Raw genomic sequence first — 989 nt, 5'->3', positions numbered from 1 at the left:
CGGTAATCTACCGGGCTCATGCCTTTTAATTTTACCTTGATTCGTTGATGATTGTAGTAATGGATATATTCTTCTAGCTCTTGTTTGAAATGCTCCATGCTTTCAAATTCTTGAAGATAGAGTAATTCGGATTTTAATAAGCCAAAGAAGTTTTCAATGACCGCATTATCGAGACAATTTCCTTTGCGGGACATGCTTTGTGTAATGTTATGTTTTTTCAAATCATGCGAGTATTGTTTCATCTGATAATGCCAGCCCTGATCTGAATGGAGAATGGGTGAATCTTTCGATTCCAAGCGATCAAAGGCTTTATCCAGCATTTTGGAAACGAGCGGATAAACAGCACGAGATTCGATATTATAGGCGATGATTTCTCCATTAAACAGGTCTAAAATGGCCGATAAGTATAGTTTCTCCCCAGCTAGATGGAATTCTGTGACGTCTGTCACCCATTTTTCATTGGACTTTGCCGCCTTGAAATCACGTGCTAGAATGTTGGGCGCAATCTTGCCGATGTTCCCTTTGTACGAACGGTATTTCTTCATGCGAACTAATGACTTCAATCCTAGTTCATTCATCAATCGGAGAACTGTTTTATGATTGATGCGAGCACCTCGGTTACGTAATTCTAGGGTGATACGCCGATACCCATAACGCCCTTTATGCGTATGGAATATCTCTTTGATAAGGGATTTAATTTCTGTGTATTTATCCTCACGCCCGAAGGCGTTTACCCAATAATAGTACGTACTCCGTGCCATTTTAGAAATGGATAGAAGCAGATTTAAATCAAATTGTTTCCTTAGTTCATGGACTACTTTCGCTTTTTCTTTCTTTGTAAGGCTTCCTTTTCTTGAACTAAGGCATTCAACTTTTTTAGATAGGCATTCTCTGCACGTAAGTATTCTAATTCGGCAAGAAGTGCTTCTTGAGAGCCATTAGCTGGCGATTTTTTCTTAGTTTCTTTTTTCATGGATAGACGCCCCTTT

At 39.2% G+C, this 989-nt stretch carries 1 pseudogene; it reads right to left on the bottom strand.

Annotation, left to right across the window (positions count from 1 at the left end):
* Positions 1–989: pseudogene (locus Q8G36_RS28550) on the bottom strand (IS3 family transposase); the annotation flags it as partial.

It is taken from the genome of Peribacillus frigoritolerans (assembly GCF_030676415.1).
GTDB classification, from domain to species: domain Bacteria; phylum Bacillota; class Bacilli; order Bacillales; family DSM-1321; genus Peribacillus; species Peribacillus frigoritolerans_A.
The sequence above is the reverse complement of the archived record's forward strand: the minus strand, read 5'-3'. Positions and strand labels throughout refer to the sequence as shown.